We start from the raw sequence: 22,433 nt of genomic DNA, 5'->3' as shown, positions 1-22,433 counted from the left end.
TCGCCTCGCCGCGAGCGGTGCGGCTGTTCCCAGTCAAACGCGCGGAGGGGTCGCGGGTGTTTCAGGCGGGTCACCGTGTGTGAACAGTCTGTTTCCCCGGTCCGCTCAGGCCGTTCCCGATCCGTTCAGAAAGGCCCGGCCCGGCTCAGGACGTTCGCAGGGATGGTCCGGATAGAATCCCTCGACCCGAATCATCCGGAGGAGCCCCGTGCGACGACTGCTGCGTATCGTGCGCCAGCCGTTCGCCCTGCCCGTCCTCGCCGGCGGCTGGCAGCGGGCCGTCCCGGCCCTGCTCGCGATCGGGACCGTGTGCGTGCTCAGCGGCCTGACGATCATCTGGGCGGCCCGCCTCACCGTGCCGTACCCGGTCTACGTGAGCGAGCTGGGTGCGGTGGGCGCTTCCACTGCTGTCCCGTTCAGGGTCGCGCTGCTGCTCATCGCCGCTGGCGGTTTCTCGGTTGCTCTCGCGAGCGGGCACGTGCGGTCGTCGGTGCGCGCGCTGGATCGGTGGGCTCCCGCCGTCAGCCTCGGCTTCGCGGCGCTGTGTTTCGTCCTGGCCTCTCAGGTCACCTGCACGGCATACTGCCCGGTCCCGCTGGTCGACCCGGCATCCACCGTGCAGGACCTCGTGCACACCGTCTCGGCGGTGGTCGGCTTCGCGGCGGCGTGCTTCGCCATGCTCCAGGTCGCGTTCGCCTCCGGCCTGCCGCGGGTCGCGCGACTGTCGCTCGCGAGCTGCGTGGCGGTCGCCCTCATCACGATCGTGGGCGGACTGCTCGCGCTCGTGCACGTCGCGACGGATATCGGCGCGTGGCTGGAGCTCGTCGGAACCACGGTCGCGATCGCGTGGATGGCGGCCTACGCCCTCGCGCTCGTCCGGGTGCCGGCCGGAGTCCGCAGCGCATCACCCGGTACCCCGGAGACCGCGGAGGCCGACCCGGCGGATCAGGAAGCGATCGTCGGCTGAGCCTGGACGGCCGGTCGGGCCGTCGCCTCCCGGAGGAGGTCGATGAGGTCGCCAGCCAGCGCCACGAGCCGGGCGATCTCCCGGTCGTCGCGGTCCACCCACTGGCACTGCGGCTCGTCGTGGATGGGCACGAAGCGGTCGTGCTGCTCCCACACGAAGAGCGTCCGCTCGGCGCCGAGGACGTACTGCTGCCACCAGATCTGCCGCAGGTAGTGCCGCGGGATGCTGTTGAACGGCTTGTTCGTCGTCTTGATCTCCGCGAGCTCGATCCGGCCGCCGGTGCGCAGGACGAGGCCGTCCGGTGTCGCCAGGTGCCGCCGGTCGCGCTCGGCGTGGAAGAGCAGGTCGGACGGCTGGATGCCATGGGTCGCGGCCACCCAGGCGGCGATCTCGGGCTCGCGGCTGCGACCGTGCTGCGTGAAGGAGTTGCCCGAGAACCCGGAGCCGTTCAACTTGTCGTAGACCGCGGCGCGGAGAGACTGCGGCGTCGACAGCTTGGCGACGTCGGTCGCTGTGATCCCGCGGCTGCGGGCGCGGAGCCAGCCCACGCGGTCGCTGGACGACGCGACGACGCGGGCGAGATGCCCGGTCGCGCCCGGGACGGCCGGCACGACGGCTCGCGGGGCCGGGGCGGAGGTGCTGGGACCGAGGTCCGCCAGCACGCCCGGCCGGTAGAGGTCGGCGGTGCGGGTGGCGGAGCGGTCGAACACCCGTCCATTCTGCCTCGGTCCGGGGACTCCCGCTGTCAGCCCACGCCCGCGGCGCCGAGCTGGCGGCGTGCTTCGTCGATCGTCGCAAGCGTCGACACCGCCTCGTCCAGCGAGTGCAGCGGCGACTCGGTGCGGCCCTCGGCGACGTAGCGGGCGAGGGCGGCCGCCTCGTACGACATCCCCTGCCGGTAGGGGCGCTCGTACGGGTCCCGCCACTCGGCGGCGACACTGCCGTCGCGGCCGACGACGCGCAGTCCGCTCGGACCCCAGAACGGGCTGTCCAGCTCGATCCTGCCGTCGCTGCCGGAGATGGTCGCGAGCGACGGGGTGCCCGCGCGCAGGCCCGTGCTGAGCAGCGCCTGGCCGCCGCGGGCGGAGCTGAGGATGAGGGCCACCTGCTCGTCCACGCCGGTCGGGGCGAGCGTGCCGGTCGCGATGATCCCGGCGGGAGCGCCGAGCGCGAACGACGCCCACGACACCACGTAGACGCCGAGGTCGAGGAGGGCGCCGCCGGCCAGCGCAGGATCCCACAGCCGTCCGGCCGGGTCGAAGGGGCGTTGCCGCCGAAGTCGGCGGTGACCACGCGCACGTCGCCGAGGGCGCCGGCGTCGAGTAGCTGACGGACGATGTCGGTCTGCGGGAGATAGCGGGTCCACATCGCCTCCATCGCGAAGACGCCGGCCTCCCGGGCCGCGGAGGCGATCCGTCTGGCCTGGTCCGCCGTCGCGGCGAGCGGCTTCTCCACGAGGACGTGCTTGCCCGCCGCGATGGCGAGGAGGGCGTGCTCCAGGTGCTCGCTGTGCGGCGTGGCGACGTAGACGACGTCCACGTCCGGGTCGGCGACCAGCGCCTGGTACGAGTCGTAGGCGCGCTCGACGCCGTGGGCGGCGGCGAACGCTGCGGCCCGGTCGGCCGAACGCGAGCCGCAGGCGACCATCCGCTGCGCCGTGTGCGCGTGCAGCGCGTCGGTGAAGTCGGCGGCGATGCCGCCGGGACCGATCACACCCCAGCGCAGCGCCGGAGCGTCGGCAGGGTCGGGAAAACGGGGCGAAGGAAGGCTGACCATACGGACAGTCTGCCCTGCCACGTCAGAGGGGTCGCAACACGCCGTTGTTCGCGGGGCGAAGCGGCGTGTTGCGACCCCTCTGGGCGCGGGAGGGTGGGGCGGGTCAGACCGGCTGGGGGTTGGAGACCTCCGGGGCACGGCGGGCGCCGGCGACGGGCGCGGCCCAGCGCACGCCGTTCGCGAGGACGCGACGCACCTGCGGGTGGACGTACACCGGGTACTCCTGGTCGCCGGGCGAGAAGTAGAAGATCTTGCCGCGGCCACGGGTGAACGTCACGCCGGAGCGGAACACCTCCCCGCCGGTGAACGAGCTGATGAACACCAGGTCGTCCGGGGTCGGGATGTCGAAGAACTCGCCGTACATCTCCTGCGCCTCGATCACGATGGGCTGGTCGACGCCCTGGGCGATCGGATGCGTGGGGTTCACGTTCCAGACCAGCTCGCGCTCGCCGCCCTCCGGGTTGCGCCAGCGCAGCGAGCAGGTGGTCCCGAGCATGCGGATGAAGATCTTCGAGAAGTGCCCGGAGTGCAGCACGATCAGGCCCATGCCGCCGAGCACGTGCTGCCGCACCCGCTCCACGACCTCGTCGGAGACCTGGTCGTGCGCGATGTGGCCCCACCACAGCAGGACGTCGGTCTCGGCGAGCTGCTGCTCGCTCAGGCCGTGCTCGGGGTCGGCGAGCGTCGCGGTGCGGACGTCGACCTCCTCGCCGAGCAGCTCGGCGAGGCCGGCGGCGATGGCTCCGTGGATGCCGTCGGGGTAGATCGCCGCGATCTCGGGCTGGGTGGTCTCGTGGACGCCCTCGTTCCAGACGGTGACGCGCAGTGCGGTCATGGTCATGCCTCCTGGGTCTCGGTGGTGGTGGCGGTGGTCGTGTCGTCCAGCCCCGCCGTCGCCGGGGTCAGTCGAACCTCGGCGCCGATGCGGGCAGACTCGTACGCCGCGTCGATGACGCGGGCGCGGTCGAGGGCGAGCGAGCCGTCCCAGTGCGACCAGTTCGCCTCGTCGGCGACGTGCTCGAGGAACGTCTCGACCACCGCGAGGTGGCCGCGCCCGGCGTCGGCCTTCACCGCGACGTCCTCGACCTCCTCGCCCTCGCCGGTGAAGATGGTCAGCTCGCCGGCCGGCGCGTAGTCGACGACCCGGAGGTCGGCGCCGCCCTCGGTGCCGTACAGCGTGATACCGAACTCGTCGCCGGCCGGACGGTAGGCGGCCCAGCTCGTCTCGAGCACGATGGACCCGCCGCCCTCCAGGCGCAGCAGCAGGCTGGCGAGGTCCTCCACCTCGTAGGCGGAGCCGACGTGCTGCTTGTCGCTCTTCGCGCCGCCGCGGCCACGCGTGCCGAGCTCGGAGTGGGTGACGGCGGAGACGGCGGTGACCTGCGGCTCGCCGAACAGGTGCAGCGCGTAGTCGAGCACGTGCACGCCGATGTCGATCAGCGGGCCGCCGCCGGCCATCTCGCGGTTGGTGAACCAACTCCCGAGAGCCGGGATGCCGGCGCGGCGCAGCCAGATCGCCCGCGCGTGGTAGGGCCGGCCGATCTGGCCGGCGTCGATCGCGGCCTTCAGCGCCTCGATGTCGCCGCGGCGGCGGTGGTTGAACGCGACCTCCAGCACGCGGCCGGACCGGTGCGCGGCGTCGACCATCGTCTGCGCCTCGGCGGCGGTGCGGGCGATCGGCTTCTCGCTGAGCACGTGGATGCCGGCCTCCAGTGCGCCGACGGCGATCGGGGCGTGGAGGAAGGTGGGCACGGCGACGCTCACGACGTCGAGGTCGCCGTCGGCGACGAGGTCGCGCCAGTCGCGGTAGCGGCGGGTCACGCCGTACTTCTCGCCGAGCTCGGCGCGCGGGCCGTCCTCCATGCCGGCGATGGCGACGAGCTCGACGCCCGGGAGGTCGGAGTAGGCGGCCATGTGCTGCTGGCCGGCCCAGCCGAGGCCGACGACGCCGGCGCGGAGCGGGGTGGATGCGGTGGTCACTGCGGTCCTTTCGAACGGGTTGTGGTGGTGGGGCTTGGCGGCGCTCCCGGTCGATCGAATCGATTCGACCTTCCCGGGACGTGCGGTGGACGGTGGACGGTGGCGGCTCAGCGGGGGAGGGGGCGGGAGGCGACGCCGAGGGTGGCCTGGATGACCATGATGGCCGCCCCGATGGCGCCGCCGGTCTCGCCGGAGCGGGACTGGGTGATGGTGAGATGCTGGGTCGCGAGCGGGGTCGAGCGCTGGTAGACGACCTCCCGCACCCCGGCGAGGAGCTGCTCGCCGACGCGGGCGAGGCTGCCCCCGACGACCACGAGCGAGGGATTCAGGAGGTTGACGCAGGTCGCGAGGACCTCGCCGAGGTCGCGGCCGGCCTGGCGGATGGCCTGCAGCACCTCGGCGTTGCCGGTGCGGGCGAGCGCCACGACGTCGTCGCTGGTCTCGGCGGGGATGCCCGCCGCGGTGAGCGCCCGCGCGATCGCGGGGCCGCTCGCCAGGGCTTCCAGGTCGGCGTCGCGGGCGCCGTGGCTCGGGGTCTCGCTGGTGAACGGCACGCGCACGTGGCCGAGGTCGCCCGCGGAGCCCTGCGCTCCGCGCTGCAGCCGGCCTCCGCTGATGATGCCGGCGCCGATGCCGGTCGCCACCTTGACGAAGAGCAGCTCGGACTGGTCGGGCCAGGCGAGGGCGTGCTCACCCAGGGCGAGCAGGTTCACATCGTTGTCGACGAGCACGGGCACGTCGAAGACGCGGCGCACATAGGCCGGGATGTCGAAACGGTCCCAGCCGGGCATGATCGGCGGGTTGACCGGGAGGCCCGTCGAGTGCTCGACCGGTCCCGGCACCCCGACACCCACACCGACCAGGTCGCCGAGCGGGCGTCCGGTCGCGGCATACAGGCGCTCGGCGGTGTCCAGCACCCAGTCGAGCACGGCCTCCGGACCGTCGCCGATGCTGAGCCGGCGGGACTCGCTGCTCGTGATCGTCCCGGCGAGGTCGGCCAGGGCGACGACGCCGTGGGTGGCGCCGAGGTCGACCGCCAGGACCACGCGCGAGTCGGGGTTGAACCGGATGCGCGCGGGCGGGCGCCCTCCGGTCGAGACGTCGTCGCCGGCGGGCGCGACCAGGCCCGACGCAGTGAGCGAGTCGATGCGCACCGCGATCGTGGAGCGCGCGAGGCCGGTCAGCTCGGCGAGCTGCGCGCGGGTACGCGGAACGCCGTCGCGCAGGATCGCCAGGAGGTCCGAGGCGTCAGCGGCGACGATGCCGGACTCCCGGACACTGTCGGTCATGCACGTATTGAACCACAGGGCTGGTCGGCGATCCAAAGGCCGCCGACGAAACGGCGACTTTTGATTGACAATCGACAGAAGTCTCGCTTGAATGGATGTCGGCGCCGTTTCGCGCGCCGACATCCCCAGCAGAACTCGACGAGGAGAACAGTGTCGACGTCAAAACTCTCCGTGCAGCTCTATACGGTCCGTGAGCTTCTGACCGAAGACACGGTCGGGACCCTCCGCCGCATCGCGGACATCGGCTTCACGCAGGTCGAGCCCTTCGGCTTCCTGGACTTCGCGGAGGGACTCCGCCAGGGCTTCGCCGAGACCGGCCTGACCGCGCCCACCACCCACCAGGGCTTCATCGGCCGCGACGACCTCGACACCGTGTTCGCCGCCGCCGCCGACCTCGGCATCCAGACGGTCATCGACCCGCACGTGCCGGCCGAGCGCTGGCAGACCGCCGAGGCCGTGGAGGCCACGGCCGCCGCCCTCAACGCTGCCGCCCAGGTCGCCGCGAAGCACGGTGTCCGCGTCGGCTACCACAACCACGCCCACGAGCTCGAGAGCACCATCGAGGGCGTCACCGCGCTGGAGTACTTCGCCGGCAAGCTCGCGCCCGAGGTCGTCCTCGAGGTCGACACCTACTGGGTGATCGTGGGCGGCAAGGACCCGGTCGAGCTGCTCACCAAGCTCGGCGACCGCGTCGTCGCCCTGCACATCAAGGACGGCCCCGGCACCACCGAGACCAAGGACCAGGTGGCCGTCGGCCAGGGCTCCGTGCCCGTCGCCGAGATCATCGCCGCCGCACCGAACGCGCTCCGCGTCATCGAGCTCGACGACTCCCGCGGCGACCGCTTCCAGGCCGTCGCCGACAGCTACGCCTTCCTCACCACCGAGGCCTTCGCGTGACCGGCGCGAAGACGGTCGGCGCAGGGAAGGTCGGCGTCGGCCTCATCGGCGCCGGCGTCATCAGCAACCAGTACCTGGAGAACCTCACCGCGTTCCCGGACCTCGATGTGCGCTTCGTCGCCGACATCGACCTGGACCGTGCGAAGGCCCAGGCCGAGAAGTACGGCGTCCCGGGTTCCGGCACCGTGGAGGAACTGCTGGCCGACGACGCGATCGAGATCGTCGTCAACCTCACCATCCCGAAGGTGCACGTCGATGTGGCGCTGCAGGCGCTCGCCGCGGGCAAGCACGTGTGGAGCGAGAAGCCCTTCGCTCTCGACCGCGCCAGCGGCGTGCAGCTCCTGGAGGCCGCCCACGAGAAGGGGCTCCGCGTCGCCACGGCGCCCGACACGTTCCTCGGCGCCGGCATCCAGTCGGCCCGCCGCATGGTCGAGAACGGCGGCATCGGGGCGCCGCTCACCGCGCTGACGCTCATGCAGAGCGCCGGCCCGGAGTCGTGGCACCCGAACCCGGACTTCCTGTTCCAGGAGGGCGCCGGCCCGCTGTTCGACATCGGCCCGTACTACCTCACCGCGCTGGTGCAGCTCTTCGGCCCGGTCAAGCGCGTGAGCGCCATCGCCTCCAAGGCCAAGGAGTCGCGCGTCATCGGATCGGGCCCCCGCGCCGGCGAGTCGTTCGCGGTCACCGTGCCCACGCACGTCAGCGCGCTCTACGAGTTCGAGAGCGGCCAGACCGCGCAGTCGATCTTCAGCTTCGACTCCAAGCTCGGCCGCACCCAGTTCGAGGTGGCAGGTCTGGAGGGGACGCTCGTGGTCCCGGACCCGAACACCTTCGAGGGCGACCTCCTGGTGCACGGCGCCGATGGCATCGAGACGCTGCCGTCGACCGGCACCACGAGCGGCCGCGGCATCGGCGTCGTCGAGCTGGCGCGGGCGATCCGCGCCGGTGTCCCGGAGCGCGCCTCGGGCGAGCAGGCCTTCCACGTCCTCGACGTGATGGTCGCGACCATCGAGGCCGGCGAGTCCGGCGCGCCGGTGGACGTGAAGAGCACCGTCGAGGTCGCTCCCGCGCTGCCGGAGGACTGGGACCCGCGCGCGGCCACCCTGGCCTAGGCCACGCGCACAGGACATCGACGGACGACGGACGGGAGCAGTGTGAGCGGGAGCGAGACGGGTGGACTGAGCCGGCGGGACGAGAGCGCGGCCGGAGCGCGGCTCCGCGTCGCGATCGTCGGCGGCGGCTTCATGGCCGAGGTGCACTCGCGTGCCGCCCGGGCCGCGCGCGCCGAACTGGCGGGCATCGTCTCGTCGTCGCCGGAGCGCTCGGCCGCTGCGGCCGACCGGCTCGGGATCGGCCGGGCGTACGGCTCGTTGGACGAGGTGCTCGCCGACGACACGATCGATGTCGTCCACGTGACCACGCCGAACGCGCTGCACGCCTCGCAGGCCGCCGCCGTGCTGGCCTCCGGCAAGGACGTCGTCTGCGAGAAGCCGCTCGCGACGACGATCGCGGACGCGGAGGCGCTCGTCGCCGCCGCGGCCGGGCGCACCGCCACCGTGCCGTTCGTCTACCGGTTCCACCCGCTGGTCCGGGAGGCCAGGGCGCGGTTCGCGTCCGGCGCGGCCGGGCAGGTGCTCACCGTGAACGCCTCCTACCTCCAGGACTGGCTGCTGGCCTCCGGCGACGACAACTGGCGCGTCGACTCCGAGCAGGGCGGCCGCTCCCGCGCCTTCGCCGACATCGGCTCGCACCTGGTCGACCTGGTGGAGTTCGTGAGCGGCGACCGCGTGGCGCGCCTGTCGGCGAAGAAACGCACGGTGTTCGCCGAGCGCTCCACGCACGGGGGGATCACGACGGAGGACGCCGCCGCCGTCGTGATCGAGACGGAGTCCGGGGCGATCGGCACCCTGCTCGTGTCGCAGGTTGCGCCGGGACGCAAGAACCGGCTGTGGCTGGAGATCGCGGGCAGCGCAGAGAGCGTCGCCTTCGACCAGGAGCAGCCGGAGACGCTCTGGGTCGGCCGCCGCTCCGGCAGCCTCCTCATCCCGCGCGACGCCGACCAGCTCAGCGCGGACGCCGCGCGCCTCTGCGTCGTGCCCTCCGGGCACCCGCAGGGCTACCAGGACGCGTTCAACGCGTTCGTCGCCGATAGCTACGCCGCGGTCGCGGGGAGACCCCCGACGGCCTGCCGCGCTTCGAGGACGGCCTGCGCGCCGTCCGGATCACCGACGCCGTGATCGACTCGGCCGAGTCGGGCACCTGGATCGAGATGGGAACCGCACGATGACAGACACCGAATCCGGGCGCACGCACCCGGTCACCCTGTTCACCGGCCAGTGGGCCGACCTCACGCTCGAAGAGGTCGCCAAGCATGCTTCCGAGTGGGGCTACGACGGCCTGGAGATCGCCTGCTCGGGCGAGCACCTCGACGTCTGGCGCGCCGCGGAGGACGACGCCTACCTGCAGGGCCGCCTCGACATCCTCGACAAGTACGGCCTGAAGGTCTGGGCGATCTCCAACCACCTCAAAGGCCAGGCCGTCTGCGACGACCCGATCGACTTCCGCCACCAGGCGATCGTCGGCTCGAAGGTGTGGGGCGACGGCGACCCGGAGGGCGTGCGCCAGCGCGCCGCGGAGGAGCTGAAGCTGACCGCCAAGGTCGCCCGCAAGCTCGGCGTCGACACTGTCGTCGGCTTCACCGGCTCCAGCATCTGGCCGTACGTGGCGCAGTTCCCGCCGGTGCCCGCGTCCGTCATCGACGCCGGGTACCAGGACTTCGCCGACCGCTGGAACCCGATCCTCGATGTCTTCGACGGCGAGGGCGTGCGGTTCGCGCACGAGGTTCACCCGTCGGAGATCGCGTACGACTACTGGACCAGCGTGCGCTCGCTGGAGGCGATCGACCACCGCGAGGCTTTCGGCTTCAACTGGGACCCGTCGCACATGATGTGGCAGGACATCGACCCGGTCGGCTTCATCGTGGACTTCAAGGACCGCATCTACCACGTCGACTGCAAGGACACCCGCCTGCGCCCGAAGAGCGGCCGCGCCGGCGTGCTCGGCTCGCACCTGCCTTGGGGCGACCCGCGCCGCGGCTGGGACTTCGTCTCCACCGGGCACGGCGACGTGCCGTGGGAGGACTCCTTCCGCGCTCTGGAGTCGATCGGCTACACCGGCCCGATCTCCGTCGAGTGGGAGGACGCCGGCATGGACCGGCTGCACGGCGCCGCCGAGGCGGTCGGGTTCATCCGCTCCCTGCTGTGGAAGCTGCCGACGGCGTCGTTCGACGCAGCGTTCAGCAACCAGGACTGAGGTCGTCGCCTCCCGTTAGGCTCACCCCCGTGGACATCATCCGTGGCGAGGACTGGTACGGCCGCGACCTCGACGGCCTCGAGTTCGACGGCGTCGAGTTCATCGACGTCGATCTGACCGAGGTGCGCACGACGGGTGCGACGTTCACCGCGTGCACGTTTCGGACGGTGCGGTTCAACGTGAGCGAGCACACCGACAGCGCGTTCGTGAACTGCACCTTCGTCGGGTGCAACTTCTTCGATTCGACGTTCAGCCGGTGCAAGGTCACCGGCAGCAGCTTCAGCGGCTGCGAATTCGCGCTGCTGAAGGTGGAGGGCGGCAACTGGTCGTTCGTGGACCTCGGCCGGGCGGAGCTCCGCGGGGCCCGGTTCACCGGGGTCAAGCTTCGGGAGGCCGACCTCAGTCGGGCACGCTGCGCCGAGGCGGTGTTCTCGGGCTGCGACCTGTCGGCCGCGCTGCTCACGGGTGCGGACTTCTCCGCCGCGAGCCTGGTCGGCAGCGACCTGACGGGCGTGGACCCGGCCGAGGTCGGCCTCCGCGGCGCCACCATCGACGAGCGCCAGGCCGTCCTCCTGGCGGAGGCCGCCGGAATGACCGTCGTCCCCACCCCGGCCTAAGGCGCCGGCCTCCGGCCCGCGCCGCGCAGAGGGGTCGCAACACGCCGCTAGCCCGCGTGCGTGACGGCGTGTTGCGACCCCTCTGTGGGATGGCGAGCTAGGCGACCTCTTTCACCTGGCCGTGCTTGATGTGGAGGCGGCGCTGCGCGCGCTTGGCCACGGCGGTGTCGTGCGTGACCACGATGACGGTGAGGCCGCGGTCGCGCCACAGCCCCTCGAGGAGGTCCATGATCTCGTCGCGGGTCTCCTCGTCCAGGTTGCCGGTCGGCTCGTCGGCCAGCAGCACGTCCGGGTTCTTCACCAGCGCCCGGGCGATCGCGACGCGCTGCTGCTGCCCTCCCGAGAGCTCGGAGGGCAGGTGGGTGCCGCGGTCGGCCAGGCCCACCGAGGCGAGTGCCTCGGCGGCGCGGCGCTTGCGCTCCTCCGTGCTGACCTTGAGCGGCGCGAGCGCGGTCTCCACGTTCTCCTGAGCCGTCAGCGTCGGGATCAGGTTGAAGCCCTGGAAGACGAAGCCGATCTCGTTGGCGCGGATGCCGGTGAGCTTGCGGTCGCCCAGCTTGGACAGGCTGGCCGGGCCGAGCTCGACCGAGCCCGAGGTGGGCCGGTCGAGAGCGCCGAGCATCTGCAGCAGCGTCGACTTGCCGCCGCCGGTGGGGCCCTGGATGGCGACGAGCTGGCCGTCCGGGATCTCCAGGGTGACGTCGTCGAGGGCGATCACCTCGCGCTTGGACTGGCGGTACTTCTTGGTGACGTTCGTGAGGGTGTACACGATGACTCCTTCTGGTCGGGAGACCGGCTCAGGCGACCGAGCGCAGAGCGGCGGCGGGACGGAGGCGGGAGGCGCGCCAGCCGCCGATCGCACCGGCGATGAGACCGCCGAGGATGGCGAGCGCGACCGCGCCGACGATGATCCACACCGTGATCGGTGCGTGCAGGGCGATGTCGGCCGTGGTCTGGGACGCGGCCCGGCGGACGCCGGCGAACGCGCCGCCGCCTCCGGCCCCGCCGCCGAAGCCGCCGCCTCCGGCCCCGCCGCCGAAGCCGCCACCGGTTCCGCCTGCGCCCGCTCCTCCCGTGCCGACCCCACCGGTGCCCCGACCGGCAGCGTTGGCGAAGCCGGAGCCGACGCCGCCGGTCAGAGTCGGGGAGATGATGTTGACAACCCACACGCCGATGAGTCCCACCGCGACGCCGATGATGCCGCCGATGAGTCCCTGCACGATCGACTCGCCGGCGACCTGGCCGGTGATGCGGCGGTTGGACCAGCCGATCGCCTTCAGGGTGCCGAACTCACGGGTGCGGCGGGTGACGCCGGAGATGGTGAACAGGATGGCGATGAGGAACGCCGCCGCCAGCACGATCACCGAAAGCCAGGTGCCGAGGTTGGCGATGAGCTGGCCGGCGCTGCCGAGCGAGCCCGAGACGCTGGAGGCCAGGTCCGCCTGCGTGCTGACGGTCGCGCCGGGGATGGCCTTGGTCAGGTCGGCCTTGATCTGGTCGATGTCGCTGGACGACGCCGCCGTGACGTAGACGGAGGAGACTTTCGAGGCCTGACCGGAGAGCGTCTGCGCGACGCCGAGCGGGATGTACGCGTTCGCGGCGGTGGTCGAGTCGGCGCCCGTGGCCGAGACGATGCCGATCACCTTGAAGTCGGTGCCGCCGATGGTGACGGTGTCGCCGACCGCCTTGGTCGCGGTCTTGGCGTACGCGGCGTCGAGGACGACCACGTCGGCCGCCTTGTCCGCGGCGGTGAAGGTGCGGCCGCTGGACAGCGTCACGGACGAGAGCGGCCCGACCGACTTACCGGCCGGGTCGAGGCCCATCACCGAGAACGAGTCGACGGTGAACGAGCTGCCGCCCGCGCCGTCGGATCCGCCGGTGGGCGGGGGCGTGGAGGACCCGCTCGATCCGCCGGCCTCGCGCTGCTGGCGCAACTGCTGGAAGTTCGGGAGGGTGCCGCTGAAGCTGGTGTTGGTCAGCGACAGCACTGCGGCGGCGTTCTGAACGTTCTGGACCTTCTTGGCCGTGGTCAGCGTGGACGCGTCCATCACCGTCGCGCCGCGGGTGGGCTGCAGGCGCGACGTGTTGATCTGCCGTCCGGCGCCCGTGTCCGACCCGGAGTCGGCGCCGAAGTCGAAGCGGGGCCCGCCGCCGGCGCCCTGCTGGGCGGTCGCGTTCTGCGCGGTGGCCGGCTGGGTGATCGTGATGTCGGTGCCGACGCCGTAGACGGATTGGAGAACGCTCGCCTGCGCGTCCTTGACGCCGGCGGAGACCGCGTTGACGATGATGACGAGCGCGATCGCGAGGGCCATGCCGATCGCGATGATGACCGTCTGCTTGCGGCGATTGAGGAGCTCGCGCCGCAGATATGTCCCGAACATTGGCTTCCATATCTCTGGGTCGGAAAGAGGGATTCAACGGGACGCTAGGTTCGGCCGATTGCCGAGCACTATGGCAAAGCTATGGATCTGCCGAGTGCCGCTGAGGGACCTCGCATCCACCGCCGCGGAGCCGGCCCGATGTCTCTCAGAACTCCCATAGGTTTCACAAAGACACCATCAATCCCGCTCCTCATAATGGGAAAGGTGACCATCAACACCCGTGCCGCCGCCGGCTCCTCCGGCCAGCCCCGTACCCTCCTGCGCCGTGCCGACGGCAGCTCGATCCGCGTGCTCGTCGTCGACGACGAGGCGACGCTGACCGATCTGCTCGCGATGGCGCTGCATTACGAGGACTGGGAGGTGAAGACCGCGTCGAACGGCCAGCAGGCGCTGCAGCTCTCGCGCGAGTTCAAGCCGGACGTGGTCGTGCTGGACATCATGCTGCCGGACATCGACGGCCTCCAGGTGCTGTCCCGGATGCGCGCCGATGGTAACGAGGCACCCGTGTTGTTCCTCACGGCCAAGGACTCCCTGGACGACCGGATCGCCGGGCTCACCGCCGGAGGCGACGACTACGTCACGAAGCCGTTCAGCCTGGAGGAGCTCGTCGCCCGGCTCCGCGGCCTGCTGCGCCGGTCACGCGCAGCGGTCGCGGACCAGGACGACCCGGTGCTCATCGTCGGCGACCTCGTGCTGGACGAGGACAGTTACGAGGTGCATCGCGACGGCGACCCCATCCAGCTCACCGCGACCGAGTTCGAGCTGCTCCGCTTCCTCATGCGCAACCCGCGCCGCGTGCTCAGCAAGGCGCAGATCCTGGACCGCGTGTGGTCTTACGACTTCGGCGGCTCCTCCTCGGTGGTCGAGCTCTACATCTCCTACCTGCGCAAGAAGATCGACGCCGGCCGCCCTCCGATGATCCACACCGTGCGCGGCGCCGGCTACATGGTGAAGGCCGCGCAATGACAGCTGCCCGCACTGCGGGCGCCCCGACCCCCGGCCGAGAGCGCGCCTGGCGCCTCGGTCTCCGTCCGTTCCGCACCTGGACGCTGCGCAGCCGCGTGGTGCTCGTCGTGGTGGCGATGCTCGCGGTGCTCGGCACGGTGATCGGCGCCGTCAGCGTCCTCGCCCTGCAGAACTACCTCATGGAGCGGCTCGACCAGCAGCTCACGAGCGCCCTCCAGCGCGGCCAGCACACCGCCGACCGCATCAACGCGGGAGGCCCGACCGTGCCGGAGGCGCAGGGCGTCGTGACGACGCCCGGCCAGCCGACCGGCACCCTCGGCGCCGTGCGCAGCTCCAACGGCGGCCTGCTGTTCCCTCCGGTGATCCTGTCCGACCGGTCACCCTCCTCGACGGACCAGCCGCTCGGGCCCAAACAGGTCACCATCAACGGACTCGCCCTGCTCACGGTGCCCGCGGACTCCCAGCCCCGTACCGTGAACCTCGGCGAATCGCTCGGCTCGTACCGCATTGCCGCGGCGCAGCTCGACAACGGCGACAGCGTCATCATCGGCCTGCCGCTCAGCGAGGTGAACGCGACCACGCAGCAGCTCACGATCGTGATCGCGCTGGTCACCCTCGCGGGCCTGATCTTCGCGTTCCTGATCGCCAGCTTCGTCGTGCGCCTCGCCATGAAGCCCCTCGCGCGCGTCACGGAGACCGCCGAGCAGGTGGCGCACATGCCGCTCGACCGTGGCGACGTCGCGCTGTCGGTGCGGGTTCCCGAGGACGACGCCGACCAGCACACCGAGGTCGGCAAGGTCGGCTTCGCGCTCAACCGGATGCTCGGCCACGTCGCGTCCGCTCTGACCGCGCGGCAGGCGAGCGAGCAGAAGGTCCGCCAGTTCGTCGCGGACGCCAGCCACGAGCTGCGGACTCCGCTGGCCTCGATCCGCGGCTACGCCGAGCTCACCCGGCGCTCCCCGCACGAGCTCCCGCCGGACGTCACCCGCTCGCTCGGTCGCATCGAGTCGGAGGCCACCCGGATGACCTCGCTGGTCGAGGACCTCCTGCTTCTGGCCCGCCTCGACGAGGGCCGCGAGCTCGACCGCGACCCGGTGGACTTGTCCCTGCTGCTGATCGACGCCCTGAGCGACGCGCACGCCGCCGGCCCCGGCCACACCTGGCGCATCGACCTGCCCGAGGAGCCGGTCGAGGTGCTGGGCGACGCCCCGCGCCTGCACCAGGTGGTCATGAACCTGCTCGCGAACGCCCGCGTCCACACGCCGGAGGGCACCAACGTGGTCGCGGCGCTCGCCGTGGACACCGCCGCCCGGGAGGCCGTGGTCACGGTGTCGGACGACGGCCCCGGCATCCCCGGGAACCTCCGGTCGACGCTGTTCGAGCGTTTCGCCCGCGGCGACAGCAGCCGCAACCGGGCGACCGGATCGACCGGCCTCGGCCTCGCGATCGTCTCCGCGGTGGTGGAGGCGCACGGCGGCACGGTCACCGTGGCCAGCGAGCCGGGCAGCACGGTGTTCACGGTGCGGCTGCCGCTGGCGGGGGATCACCCCCAGGAGGCGGCCGCCCTCCCTGCCGCGACGGTCGAGGAGACAGCGGTGGAGGCAGATAGCGCGCCCGCACCCCAGAACGCGCTCGCCCCTGAGAACGTGCTCGCCCCTGAGAACGCGCTCGGCGTTGAGAACCCGCTCGCCCCCGAGAACGCCCCCGAGCGAGCGGACCGGGAGTGACCGGGACCGTCCTGCCCACGGTCGCGTACGGCGACCCCGCCGCCCCGCCGCTGGTGTTCCTGCGCGGCCTGCCGTCCGAGCCCGGCCGCGCCCGCGGGCTGGATGCGCTGACCGAGCGCCTCATCGTCTCCGGCCCGGCGCGCACCCACCGCGTGCACGCCGTCGGCCGCCCGGCGCGCCTCGCGCCGGGCGCCACGATGGCGGAGGTCGCCGACCTCTACGCCGTGATGCTGCGCAGCCGGTTCCGGACACCCGCGGCGATCATGGGGGTCTCCACGGGCGCCAGCATCGCCCTCCAGCTCGCCGTCGACCACCCCGACCTGGTGAGCTCCCTCGTGGTCGCGGCGGGGGCCGCGACCCTCGGCGCGAACGGCAGGGCGGCCCAGCGCCGCTACGCGGACCTCCTCAGCGCGGGCGACAAGGGCGCGACGTCCGAGCTCGCCGTGGCGACGATGGACTCCCCGCTGCTGGCCCCGGTCGTCCGGCTGGTCACCCGGCTGCTGCCCGGTCCGGCGGACCCGCAGGGGCTGCGCGCCCTCGTGGAGGCAGAGGATGGCTTCGACGTCCGCGACCGGCTGTCGCGCGTCTCCGCTCCCGCGCTGGTCGTCTCCGGCGGCCGTGACTTCTTCTATCCTCTGCAGCTCGCTGCGGAGACGGCCCACGGGCTCCCGCGCGCCTCGCACGTGGTCTACCTCAATCGTTCCCACGCCGGCGTCGCACTGCATCCACGGTTCGGGCGCGACGTGGGGACTTCCTGCGCGCCCACCGCGCAGGGACCGACACGCACCGCGGAAGGGCGGATTTGCGTGCGACGCGCCCCATCCCGTACCCTTGACGGAGCCGAAGACCGCTGGTCGACATGCTTGCATGTCCGAAGAACTACTCAGGTAGGGGCCCGCGCAGGTGTGTGAAGTGATTCCCGCAGTACTCTGCGAGTCGAGCTCCGTGCGTCTGCGCCGGAGCTTTTTCTTTGCCCGCGGTCGAGGCGTACACCGCTCCCGCGGTGTGCGAGAAGACAACCGAGGAGTAGCCATGGCGAACAAGGAAGCCACGGTCGCCGAGCTCGAAGGACTGTTCGAGAGCTCGACCGCCGTTCTGCTGACCGAGTACCGCGGTCTCACTGTTGCTCAGCTCAAGACGCTGCGCAAGTCCATCAGTGAGCACGCGACGTACGCCGTGGTGAAGAACACGCTGACCAAGATCGCGGCCAACAACCAGGGAATCTCGTCGTTCGACGAGGAACTGGTCGGGCCGTCCGCGATCGCGTTCGTGCACGGCGACCCTGTCGCCGTCGCGAAGGCTCTGCGTGACTTCACCAAGGCAAACCCTCTGCTGGTGGTCAAGGGCGGTTACTTCGACGGTAACCCGCTGACCGCAGAAGAGGTAGGCAAGCTCGCCGACCTCGAGTCCCGTGAGGTTCTGCTGGCCAAGCTGGCCGGCGCCTTCAAGGCCTCGCTGTTCGGAGCCGCATATCTGTTCAACGCACCGCTGTCGAAGGCCGTTCGCACGGTCGACGCGCTGCGTGAGAAGCAGGAGTCCGCTGCCTGATCCTTCCCGGATCAGCGCGCGGTGAGTAACCACACACACTAAGGAGAAAATCATGGCAAAGCTGTCGACTGACGAGCTGCTCGACGCCTTCAAGGAGCTCACGCTCATTGAGCTCAGCGAGTTCGTGAAGAAGTTCGAGGAGACCTTCGAGGTCACCGCCGCCGCTCCCGTCGCCGTGGCCGCCCCGGCCGCCGGTGGCGCGGGTGCCGCTGCCGAAGAGGTCGAGGAGAAGGACTCGTTCGACGTCGTCCTCGAGGCCGCCGGTGACAAGAAGATCCAGGTCATCAAGGAGGTGCGCGCCCTCACCAGCCTCGGCCTCGGTGAGGCGAAGGCCCTCGTTGACGGCGCTCCGAGCACCGTGCTCGAAGGCGCCAACAAGGAGACCGCCGAGAAGGCGAAGGCTCAGCTCGAAGAGGCTGGCGCCACCATCACCCTCAAGTAGTAGCCGCCCCATCGGGGCTTCTTCTACCGCAGGCTGATCAGCCACGCGACGCGGACTCCTTCTGTAACAGAGTGTTCCGCGTTGTGGAGGGCGTCGCCCCCGTAACGGGGCGGCGCCCTTCGCGGTTTAACTGCGAAGGTTCGCGGCGCGGACGCTCGTCCCACCAGAGCGTCCGATCGCGCCTGCCCGCGTGCATCGGTGTGCAAGGACGCACAACCGGAAGAAGAGACCACGATGAATACCTGGCGCAAGCTCGCCTCCACCCTGCGCGGACTCGGGGCCGCGCTCCTGCACGGTGACGACCGCGACAGCGGCGCCCACCCGCCGGATCTGTGCCGCAGGACCCTCCTGTACGACCGGTACCTGCGGTAAACCGAACCCACACGAAACGCCCCCGTCCTGCGCGGATGGGGGCGTTTCGACGTCCTAGGGTCGGACGGTGGACAGTGAGCACGAGGCGCGAGTCGCCTATGACCGGGTGGCCGAGGACTACGCGGCGCTGCTGCAGGGAGAGCTCGAGAAGCTCCCCGTGGAGCGGGCGATGCTTGCGGCCTTCGCCGAGCAGGTCGCCGCCGACGGCGGGGGAGCGGTGGCGGACATCGGCTGCGGTCCCGGCCGCGTCTCCGGGTTCCTCGCCGGCATCGGCGTCGAGGTGCGCGGCGTCGACCTGTCGCCCGGGATGATCGACGTCGCTCGGCGCGGCCACCCCGGGATCCCGTTCGAGGTGGCGTCGATGGCGGCCCTGCCGTTCCGCGACGGCGAGCTCGCCGGTGCGCTGGCCTGGTACTCGATCATCCACATCCCGCAGGATCGGCAGGACGCCGTGTTCGCCGAGTTCGCCCGCGTGATCCGCCCGGGAGGCCGGCTGCTGCTGGCGTTCCAGGTGAGCGAGCAGGGCGACGAGGACGTCGTGCACCTCCGTCAGGCCTACGGTCACGAGCTCGACCTGCGCACCCGGCGGCAGTCGCCCGCACGCGTGAAGGCGAGGCTAGCGGAGGCCGGCTTCACCCTGCGAGCCGAGCTCGTCCGGGAGCCGGTGGCTCCGGAGAAGTCGCGTCAGGCGTTCCTGCTGGCTCAGCGCACGGCGGACTCCGCCTCCGAGGCGGCAGCCGCCTCCTGAGCCGCGTGCGCTCGCACCCGGCCGCGCACCAGGAACCAGCCCGCCACCAGCAGCGGCACCATGACCACCACGGCCGCGCCGAACGTGATCGTGCCCATCGGCCAGTCGAACAGGATGAGCAGCGCGACCGTGACGAGGAAGCCGAGCGTCAGGTAACTGGTGAACGGGGCCCCCGGCATCCGGAACGACGGCCTCGTCAGCCGGCCGGCGTCGGCGAGGAACCGCAGCTTGAGCTGGCAGATCACGATGATCGCCCAGACCCACAGCATCGCGATGGAGGTCAGGTTGATCCCGATCTCGAACGCGTCGCCCGGCACGACCAGGTTCAGGGCGACGCCGACGAGCGCGACGGCGCCCGTGATGAGGATGCCGCCGTAGGGGACGCCGCCTTTGTTCATCCGCAGCGCGAACCGCGGCGCCGCACCGCGCAGGGCCAGCGTCCGGGCGATCCGGCCGGTCGAGTAGAGGCCCGCGTTGAGTGACGAGAGCGCCGCGGTCAGGACGACGAGGTTCATGATCGCGTCGGCGCCGTCGACGCCGATCGAGGAGAAGAACGTGACGAACGGACTCTCGTCCTTGCGGTAGGCCGTGTAGGGGAGGAGCAGGGAGAGCAGCAGCACCGATCCCACATAGAACAGCAGGATGCGCACCAGGATGGTGTTGATCGCGCGCGGCATGGTCTTCTGCGGGTCCTCGGTCTCGCCGGCGGCTGTGCCGATGAGCTCGATCGCTCCGTAGGCGAAGAGGACGCCGGGGACGACGAGGACGAGCGGCAGCAGCCCGTTGGGGATGAGGCCGCCGTGGTCGACGAGCAGCGCGAAGCCCGGCGTGCGGCCGTCGACCGGAGTGCCCCACACGACGAAGGCGACGCCGATCGCGAGGAACGCGACGAGCGCGACGACCTTGATCAGCGCGAACCAGAACTCCAGCTCGCCGAACACCTTCACCGAGAGCAGGTTGAGCAGCAGCACCACCGTGAGGGCGATCAGCGCGAACACCCACTGCGGGATCTCGGCCAGGACCGGGACGTACTTGCCGAAGAAGTGCATGTAGAGGGCGACCGCCGTCACATCGACGATTCCGATCATGCCCCAGTACATCCAGTACATCCAGCCGGTCACGAACGCGAGTTTCTCGCCGAAGAACTCGCGCGCGTACGACACGAACGAGCCGGAGTCCGGACGGTGCAGGATGAGCTCGCCGAGCGCGCGCAGGATGAGGTAGGCGAACACTCCGCAGACCGCGTACACGACGAGCAGGCCCGGGCCGCCGGAGTTGAGGCGTCCTCCGGCCCCGAGGAAGAGCCCGGTCCCGATCGCGCCGCCGATGGCGATCATCTGGATGTGGCGTCGCTTGAGGCCCTTGTGATAGGTGCCGTCGCCGGCCGGATCGGTTGAGGTCATTCGGAGATTCAACCAGGTGATGTGTGAGATTTTGAGCCGGCTTGATTTATATAGTCCGGCTATATATGCTTGTCACCGTGACCAAGACCCTGCCCGCCGGCATCAGCTCGAACACCATTGCAGACACCGCTCAGCTCCGCCACACTCTCGGCGACCTCGTCGTCGCGAGCCACCGTCTCACCCGGCTGGCCGCGCGCGTCACGGGCAGCACCGAATCCCCGGCGACCTGGCGGACGCTCAGTGTTCTGCAGACCGTCGGTGCGATGCGGCTCGGCGAGCTCGCCTCCCAGAGCCGCGTGTCCCAGCCGACGATGACCAAGCTTGTGCGCAACCTCGTCGATTCGGAGTGGGTCAAGCGCATCGCCGACGTGGACGATGCCCGCGCCTGGCAGATCGCGATCACCGCGAAGGGCGCCGAGGCGCTCCAGGACTGGCGCGACACCCTCTCCGAGGCCCTCGTGCCCATGTTCGCCGACCTCCGCGACGACGAGCTGGCCGCCATGCAGGCCACCGTCGAGATCATCGCGTCCCGCGTCGACCTCTCCACCGCGGCGTCGGCCGCCGTCGACGGCCGCTGAGGATTTCACCTCACCGTTCACTCTTCTCACCGCACAGACCTAGGAGGCCTCACTCGTCCATGTCCCATCAGAAGCCGGACAACATCCTCAAGCAGCCGACCGCCGTCTGGGCCGTCGCGTTCGCGTCGGTCATCGCCTTCATGGGCATCGGCCTCGTCGACCCGATCCTCCCGGCCATCGCCGCGAGCCTGCAGGCGACCCCGACCCAGACCGAGATGCTCTTCACGAGCTACCTGCTCATCACAGGTGTGGCGATGTTCTTCACGAGCTGGATCTCCAGCCGCATCGGCGCCAAGCGCACCCTGCTGATCGGCCTCGCGCTGATCGTGGTGTTCGCGCTCGCAGCAGGGCTGTCGCAGAACGTGTGGTCGATCATCGGCTTCCGTGCCGGCTGGGGCCTCGGTAACGCCCTCTTCATCTCCACGGCGCTCGCCACCATCGTCGGAGCCGCGGCGGGCGGGACGTCGGCGGCGATCATCCTCTACGAGGCCGCGCTGGGTCTGGGCATCGCCATCGGCCCGCTGCTCGGCGGCCTGCTCGGAAGCTGGAGCTGGCGCGGGCCGTTCTTCGGCACCGCGACCCTGATGGCCATCGGCTTCATCGCGATCGTGGTGATGCTCAAGAAGAACCTCGACAAGCCCGTACCGACGAAGCTCTCCGCCCCGTTCCGCGCCCTCCGCCGGCCGGCCCTCGGGTTCCTGGCCGCCGCGGCGCTGTTCTACAACATCGGGTTCTTCGTCCTGCTGGCGTACACACCGTTCGCCCTCGCCGACCTCGGCGTCACGTCTGCGATCACGCTCGGCCTGATCTTCTTCGGCTGGGGTGTCGCCCTCGCGATCACGTCGGTGTGGGTCGCGCCGCTGCTCACCGCGCGGCTGCCGCGGACCCGCGTGCTGTGGCTGATCATGCCGCTGCTGGCTCTGGACCTCGCCGCGGCCGGTCTGCTGGTGGGATCGCTGGCCGCGCTGATCGTGTGCGTGATCGTCGGCGGTCTGCTGCTCGGCATCCTGAACACGGTCCTGACCGAGTGCGTGATGGAGGCCACCGACCTCCCTCGCTCTGTCGCGTCGAGCGCATACTCCGGCGTCCGGTTCCTCGGTGGCGCGATCGCCCCGCCCGCGGCGACGCTTCTGGCGGGCCTGTTCGCGCGGTCGACCCCGTTCTACGCCGGAGCCGTCTCTGTCCTGATCGCCGTCGCCCTGGTCATGCTCGGCCACAAGCACCTCAAGCGCGTCGACGCCCCGCAGGAGACGCCGGAGCAGGAGGCCGAAGTGCTGGCGCTCGCGGATGCGGACTGAGCCTGAACCGGTTCAAAAGTGAAGAGCCGCCCTGTCCTAGTCAGGGCGGCTCTTCCCGTACGCGCCGAAGCGTCGGTACGGACGGACTGTCGGCGGTCGATCGTGCCTACCCGAAAGGCGCGATCGGCCAAC

General features: G+C 70.9%; 23 protein-coding genes and 1 pseudogene. 15 read left to right on the top strand and 9 right to left on the bottom strand.

Annotation, left to right across the window (positions count from 1 at the left end):
* The first annotated feature begins 208 nt into the window (after window positions 1-208).
* Entirely contained in the window at window positions 209-967 is a 759-nt protein-coding gene (locus ACR5MH_RS10425; protein ID WP_431347141.1) for a DUF998 domain-containing protein, read from the top strand.
* On the opposite strand, the gene ACR5MH_RS10420 is transcribed toward ACR5MH_RS10425, so the two are convergent.
* The 6 genes and pseudogenes from ACR5MH_RS10420 to ACR5MH_RS10395 form a co-directional block, all read right to left on the bottom strand.
* On the bottom strand, window positions 946-1,677 hold the full coding sequence (locus ACR5MH_RS10420; protein ID WP_431347140.1) for a YqaJ viral recombinase family protein: 732 nt from the start codon (window positions 1,675-1,677) through the stop codon (window positions 946-948). The genes ACR5MH_RS10425 and ACR5MH_RS10420 overlap by 22 nt on opposite strands.
* Window positions 1,678-1,712: 35 nt before the next feature.
* A complete protein-coding gene (locus ACR5MH_RS10415) occupies window positions 1,713-2,333 on the bottom strand; it encodes a Gfo/Idh/MocA family protein (protein ID WP_433862575.1) in 621 nt (206 codons plus the stop codon).
* Between the two features lie 20 nt (window positions 2,334-2,353).
* Window positions 2,354-2,743: pseudogene (locus ACR5MH_RS10410) on the bottom strand (Gfo/Idh/MocA family protein); the annotation flags it as partial.
* Window positions 2,744-2,846: 103 nt separating this feature from the next.
* Entirely contained in the window at window positions 2,847-3,578 is a 732-nt protein-coding gene (locus tag ACR5MH_RS10405; protein WP_433862574.1) for a ThuA domain-containing protein, read from the bottom strand.
* A 2-nt stretch (window positions 3,579-3,580) separates the two neighbouring features.
* A complete protein-coding gene (locus ACR5MH_RS10400; RefSeq protein WP_431347139.1) occupies window positions 3,581-4,723 on the bottom strand; it encodes a Gfo/Idh/MocA family protein in 1,143 nt (380 codons plus the stop codon).
* Between the two features lie 107 nt (window positions 4,724-4,830).
* Window positions 4,831-6,012 carry an ROK family protein gene (locus tag ACR5MH_RS10395; protein WP_433862573.1) on the bottom strand — a complete coding sequence of 394 codons (1,182 nt, stop codon included), beginning with the start codon at window positions 6,010-6,012 and terminating at the stop codon, window positions 4,831-4,833.
* A 150-nt stretch (window positions 6,013-6,162) separates the two neighbouring features.
* Between ACR5MH_RS10395 and ACR5MH_RS10390 the strand changes: the two genes are divergently transcribed.
* From ACR5MH_RS10390 to ACR5MH_RS10370, 5 genes are read left to right on the top strand one after another with little or no spacing between them, the layout of a single operon-like run.
* Window positions 6,163-6,909, top strand: a complete 747-nt coding sequence (locus ACR5MH_RS10390) for a sugar phosphate isomerase/epimerase family protein (protein WP_433862572.1) — start codon at window positions 6,163-6,165, stop codon at window positions 6,907-6,909.
* Window positions 6,906-8,021: a Gfo/Idh/MocA family protein gene (locus ACR5MH_RS10385; protein ID WP_431347138.1), complete on the top strand. Its 1,116-nt coding sequence runs from the start codon at window positions 6,906-6,908 to the stop codon at window positions 8,019-8,021. Before ACR5MH_RS10390 ends, ACR5MH_RS10385 begins: the two co-directional genes overlap by 4 nt.
* A 42-nt stretch (window positions 8,022-8,063) precedes the next feature.
* Window positions 8,064-9,146 carry a Gfo/Idh/MocA family protein gene (locus ACR5MH_RS10380; protein ID WP_433862571.1) on the top strand — a complete coding sequence of 361 codons (1,083 nt, stop codon included), beginning with the start codon at window positions 8,064-8,066 and terminating at the stop codon, window positions 9,144-9,146.
* A gap of 46 nt (window positions 9,147-9,192) precedes the next feature.
* On the top strand, window positions 9,193-10,221 hold the full coding sequence (locus ACR5MH_RS10375) for a sugar phosphate isomerase/epimerase family protein (protein ID WP_431347137.1): 1,029 nt from the start codon (window positions 9,193-9,195) through the stop codon (window positions 10,219-10,221).
* A 29-nt stretch (window positions 10,222-10,250) separates the two neighbouring features.
* Window positions 10,251-10,838 (top strand): pentapeptide repeat-containing protein, encoded by a 588-nt coding sequence (locus ACR5MH_RS10370; protein ID WP_431347136.1) that lies wholly within the window; start codon window positions 10,251-10,253, stop codon window positions 10,836-10,838.
* A gap of 97 nt (window positions 10,839-10,935) precedes the next feature.
* On the opposite strand, the gene ACR5MH_RS10365 is transcribed toward ACR5MH_RS10370, so the two are convergent.
* Together ACR5MH_RS10365 and ACR5MH_RS10360 are read right to left on the bottom strand one after the other, a co-directional pair.
* Window positions 10,936-11,607, bottom strand: a complete 672-nt coding sequence (locus ACR5MH_RS10365; RefSeq protein WP_431347135.1) for an ABC transporter ATP-binding protein — start codon at window positions 11,605-11,607, stop codon at window positions 10,936-10,938.
* Window positions 11,608-11,635: 28 nt separating this feature from the next.
* Window positions 11,636-13,219 (bottom strand): ABC transporter permease, encoded by a 1,584-nt coding sequence (locus tag ACR5MH_RS10360; RefSeq protein ID WP_431347134.1) that lies wholly within the window; start codon window positions 13,217-13,219, stop codon window positions 11,636-11,638.
* Window positions 13,220-13,414: 195 nt separating this feature from the next.
* On the opposite strand from ACR5MH_RS10360, the gene ACR5MH_RS10355 reads away from it, so the two are divergent.
* From ACR5MH_RS10355 to ACR5MH_RS10325, 7 genes are all read left to right on the top strand, one after another.
* Window positions 13,415-14,185 carry a response regulator transcription factor gene (locus tag ACR5MH_RS10355; protein ID WP_431347133.1) on the top strand — a complete coding sequence of 257 codons (771 nt, stop codon included), beginning with the start codon at window positions 13,415-13,417 and terminating at the stop codon, window positions 14,183-14,185.
* Window positions 14,182-15,912: a sensor histidine kinase gene (locus ACR5MH_RS10350; protein ID WP_431347132.1), complete on the top strand. Its 1,731-nt coding sequence runs from the start codon at window positions 14,182-14,184 to the stop codon at window positions 15,910-15,912. Before ACR5MH_RS10355 ends, ACR5MH_RS10350 begins: the two co-directional genes overlap by 4 nt.
* Window positions 15,909-16,823, top strand: a complete 915-nt coding sequence (locus ACR5MH_RS10345) for an alpha/beta fold hydrolase (protein ID WP_433862570.1) — start codon at window positions 15,909-15,911, stop codon at window positions 16,821-16,823. Before ACR5MH_RS10350 ends, ACR5MH_RS10345 begins: the two co-directional genes overlap by 4 nt.
* Window positions 16,824-16,944: 121 nt before the next feature.
* Entirely contained in the window at window positions 16,945-17,460 is a 516-nt protein-coding gene (gene rplJ, locus ACR5MH_RS10340) for a 50S ribosomal protein L10 (RefSeq protein WP_369960998.1), read from the top strand.
* Between the two features lie 52 nt (window positions 17,461-17,512).
* Window positions 17,513-17,902 carry a 50S ribosomal protein L7/L12 gene (rplL, locus tag ACR5MH_RS10335; protein ID WP_185278456.1) on the top strand — a complete coding sequence of 130 codons (390 nt, stop codon included), beginning with the start codon at window positions 17,513-17,515 and terminating at the stop codon, window positions 17,900-17,902.
* A 234-nt stretch (window positions 17,903-18,136) separates the two neighbouring features.
* A complete protein-coding gene (locus ACR5MH_RS10330) occupies window positions 18,137-18,274 on the top strand; it encodes a hypothetical protein (RefSeq protein ID WP_431347130.1) in 138 nt (45 codons plus the stop codon).
* A gap of 67 nt (window positions 18,275-18,341) precedes the next feature.
* On the top strand, window positions 18,342-19,022 hold the full coding sequence (locus ACR5MH_RS10325; protein ID WP_433862569.1) for a class I SAM-dependent DNA methyltransferase: 681 nt from the start codon (window positions 18,342-18,344) through the stop codon (window positions 19,020-19,022).
* Here the strand turns inward: ACR5MH_RS10325 and ACR5MH_RS10320 are convergent.
* Window positions 18,977-20,425 (bottom strand): amino acid permease, encoded by a 1,449-nt coding sequence (locus ACR5MH_RS10320; protein WP_431347128.1) that lies wholly within the window; start codon window positions 20,423-20,425, stop codon window positions 18,977-18,979. The genes ACR5MH_RS10325 and ACR5MH_RS10320 overlap by 46 nt on opposite strands.
* A 77-nt stretch (window positions 20,426-20,502) precedes the next feature.
* On the opposite strand from ACR5MH_RS10320, the gene ACR5MH_RS10315 reads away from it, so the two are divergent.
* The gene (locus tag ACR5MH_RS10315; RefSeq protein ID WP_433862568.1) at window positions 20,503-21,003 is read left to right on the top strand and encodes a MarR family winged helix-turn-helix transcriptional regulator; all 501 of its coding nucleotides are present in this window, start codon (window positions 20,503-20,505) and stop codon (window positions 21,001-21,003) included.
* 59 nt (window positions 21,004-21,062) lie between these two features.
* On the top strand, window positions 21,063-22,301 hold the full coding sequence (locus ACR5MH_RS10310) for an MFS transporter (protein WP_431347126.1): 1,239 nt from the start codon (window positions 21,063-21,065) through the stop codon (window positions 22,299-22,301).
* Window positions 22,302-22,433: the final 132 nt, after the last annotated feature.

The sequence above is a fragment of the Streptomyces sp. L7 genome (assembly GCF_050990935.1).
GTDB lineage: Bacteria > Actinomycetota > Actinomycetes > Actinomycetales > Microbacteriaceae > Leifsonia.
The sequence above is the reverse complement of the archived record's forward strand: the minus strand, read 5'-3'. Positions and strand labels throughout refer to the sequence as shown.